This is a genomic window from Streptomyces sp. NPDC127106, from assembly GCF_042677605.1.
Taxonomy (GTDB): domain Bacteria; phylum Actinomycetota; class Actinomycetes; order Streptomycetales; family Streptomycetaceae; genus Streptomyces.
In genome coordinates, this window is the sequence record NZ_JBHXTC010000043.1 from 1 (window position 1) to 3690 (window position 3690).

The following is a 3690-nucleotide window of genomic DNA, read 5'->3' on the forward strand; positions in this document are numbered from 1 at the left end:
GCCGGTGACGAGGACGCGGTGGTGGGGATCGCCGGGCGCTTCGAAGCGGACGGCCGGAAGACCAAGCGGCTGACCGTCAGCCACGCGTTCCACTCTCCGCACATGGACGGCATGCTGGCCGACTTCCGCAAGGTGGCCGAGCAGCTCACGTACGCCGCCCCGCGCATCCCGCTCGTCTCCCACCTCACCGGCGCCCTCGCCGGCGACGAGATGGCCTCCGCCGACTTCTGGGTCCGGCACGTCCGGGAAGCCGTCCGCTTCCTCGACGGCATCCGCACCCTGGAAGCCGCCGGCGTCACCGCGTACGTGGAAATCGGGCCCGACGGGGTGCTGTCCGCGCTGGCCCAGGACTGCCTGGTCGGTGACGGCGGCGCCGGCGGCCCCGATGGCGCCGTCTTCGTGGGCGCGCTCCGCAAGGGCCGGCCCGAGGCCGAGACCCTCGCCGCCGCCCTCGGCCGGGCCCACGTCCACGGCGTCACCGTCGACTGGACGGCGTACTTCTCCGGCACCGGCGCCCGCCGCGTCGACCTGCCCACCTACGCCTTCCAGCGCGAGCGCTACTGGGTCGACTCCTTCGCCGCCGCCGAGGACGCCGCCTCGCTCGGCCTCGATCCGGCCGGGCACCCGCTGCTCGGCGCCGCGGTCGAGCTGCCCGGAACCGGCGGGTTCCTGTTCACCGGCCGGCTCTCCCGCCGGACGCACCCGTGGCTGGCCGACCACGTCGTGGCCGACTCCGTGGTCGTCCCCGGCGCGGCCCTCGTCGAACTGGCGCTGCGGGCGGGGGACGAGGTCGGCTGCGGGCACGTGGAGGAGCTGACCGCCGAGGAGCCGCTCCTCCTCCCCGAGGACGGGGCCGTACAGCTCCGGCTCACCGTGGGCGGAACCGAGGACACCGGCCGCCGTCAGGTGGAGGTGCACAGCCGCACGGAGGCGGGCGACGGAGACGGGCAGTCAGGCGGGTCCTGGACCCGGCACGCCACCGGGTTCCTCGCCGCGGACGCGGCCGAGGCCACCGGGGAGACCGGCAGCAGCGGTGACGCCGCGTGCTGGCCGCCCACCGGAGCCGAAGAGGTCTCCGTCGACGCGGTCAACGACCGGCTCGCCGCCGCAGGCCTCTACCACGGGCCCGCCCTGCGGACCCTGACCCGGATCTGGGTACGGGGCGAGGAGGTCTTCGCGCAGGCCCGGCTGTCCGACGAGCTGCGCGCCTCCGCGGGCGGATTCGCCCTGCACCCGGCCCTGCTCGACACCGCCGTCCGGGCGCTCGCGGCGACCGCCGCCCCCACCACCGGTGACGGCGCCGCCCGCGAGCCCCTCACCTGGCGAGGGGTGTCGCTGCACGCGGCCGGAGCCGACGCCCTTCGGCTGCGGATCACCGCCCGCGACGGCGCCGGCACCGTCTCCGTCGAGCTGGCCGACGAGCAGGGCGCGCCCGTCGCCTCCGTCCGGGAGCTGGTCACCCGGGAGCTCGACGCCGACCGGTTCGCGGCGGCCCCGGACGGGGCGTCGCAGGACGGGCTGTTCCGCCTCGACTGGGTGCGTACGGCGGCGCCCGCACGCCCGGCTGCCACGACCCTCGCGGTCATCGCGGACGCCACCGGCAGCGGCGGCGACGCCCACACCGAACTGGCCGCCGCGCTGGGCCGCGCGGGAGTTCCCGCCACCGCGTACGACGGTCTCGGCGCACTGGACGCGGCCGTCGCGGCCGGGCGGCAGCCGATGCCCGACACCGTGGTCGTACCGTTCACGACAGCCCCGGCCCCGGCCCCGGCCACCGGCACCACGGCCCCGGACGCCGCCCGCCTCGCGCAGGACGCCCGGGACGTCACGCACCGGGTACTCGGGACCGTGCAGGGCTGGCTGGACAACCCCCGCTTCGCCGGCGCGCGCCTGGCCGTCGTCACCCGTGGCGCGGTCGCCGCTCACCAGGACACCGAGGCGGGCGACCTCGCCCACACCCCGGTGTGGGGCCTGCTGCGCGCCGCGCAGACCGAGCACCCGGACCGGTTCGTCCTCGTCGACCTCGACGACACCGAAGCCGCCGACCGGGCCCTGCCCGGTGCCCTCGCGTCCACCGAACCCGAACTGGCCGTACGCGGCGGGGCCCTGTACGCACCCCGCCTGGCCCGGGTGGACGCCCGGACGGCGGCCACCGGGGAACAGGCCGGCCGCATCGACACGCGCGGCACGGTCCTCGTCACCGGGGCCGGCGGCGGACTCGCCGGCCTCCTCGCCCGCCACCTGGTCACCGAGCACGGCGTACGGCACCTCCTGCTCACCGGCCGCCGGGGCGCCGACACCGAGACGGCACCCGAACTCACGGCACACCTCACCGCGTTGGGCGCCGAGGTCACCTGGGCGGCCTGCGATGTCGCCGACCGGGACGCGCTGGCCGCGCTCCTGCAGTCCGTACCGGCCGAGCGTCCGCTGACGGCGGTCGTGCACACCGCGGCCGTGCTGGACGACGGCGTCGTCGACCTGCTCACCCCCGAGCGCGTCGACCGGGTCCTGCGGCCCAAGGTGGCGGGGGCGCTGCACCTGCACGAGCTCACCCGCCACCTCGACCTGTCGGCGTTCGTCCTGTTCTCCGCCGCCGCCGGCACCCTCGGCGCCGCCGGCCAGGCCAACTACGCCGCGGCGAACGTGTTCCTCGACGCCCTCGCCCGGCACCGCCGGGCCCACGGGCTGGCCGCCCTCTCCCTCGTGTGGGGCATGTGGGCCGAGGAACGCGGCATGGCGGGCCGACTCACCGAAGCGGAGCGGGAACGCGCCGCACGCGGCGGAGTCGCCCCGCTGCCCGCGGCGGACGGCCTGGCCCTCTTCGACGCCGCCCTCGCCGCGGACGACGAGCCGGTCCTGCTGCCGATCGGCCTCGACCTGCCGACCCTGCGCGCCCGGGCCGCGGACGGCGGACTCCTGCCCGTGTTCCGCGGTCTGGTCCGGACTCCGGTCCGGCCGCGGCGGGCGGCGTCGCCGGCGTCCGACGGGCCCCACGGAGCACAGAGCACCGCGGCCGCGGCCACCGGTGCCGGTGTCCGGACGCTCGCCGAGCGACTGGCCGGCCTGCCGGCGGCCGAGCGGGAACGGACCGTGGTGGACCTGGTGCGCGGCCAGGTGGCCGGCGTACTCGGGTACAGGTCGGCCGAAGCCGTCGGCGAGGAGCAGGCGTTCAAGGAACTCGGCTTCGACTCGCTGACCGCCGTCGAACTGCGCAACCGGCTCGGGGCGGCCGCCGGCCTCCGGCTGCCCGCCACCCTGATCTACGACTATCCGACCCCGGCCGCCCTCGCCCGGCACCTGCTCGGCGAGGTCGCCCCGGACGGCACGGCAGAGCGGAAGCTCTCCGTACTGGAGGAACTCGACCGCCTGGAAAGCACCTTCTCCTCGCTGGACCCGGCGGAACTGGCCGCGGAGGCCGGCGACGACGCGGCCCACGCGCGCATCGCGGTGCGCCTCCAGGCCCTGCTGTCCCAGTGGAACGACGCCCGTCGGACCGACGGCGCGGCGACCACGGCGGACGCGATCGAGGACGCGAGCGACGACGAGCTGTTCGCGCTCATCGACAAGAAGTTCGGCCAGGGCTGAACCCCACCCACCCCCAGGCCCGCGGGGGCGCGCCCCCGGCCGCCGGGGGGGGCCGGCCCCCGCCGGCGGAAGATGAAAAAAAAAAACAGGGACCCCCCCGCCCCA

At 76.9% G+C, this 3690-nt stretch carries 1 protein-coding gene; it reads left to right on the top strand.

Translation table 11 applies throughout. From position 1 onward, the window contains the following. Positions 1-3585 (top strand): SDR family NAD(P)-dependent oxidoreductase (locus tag ACFVGY_RS27990; protein WP_385681991.1); only part of this gene is annotated, 3585 nt, incomplete at its 5' end. Positions 3586-3690 lie beyond the last annotated feature (105 nt).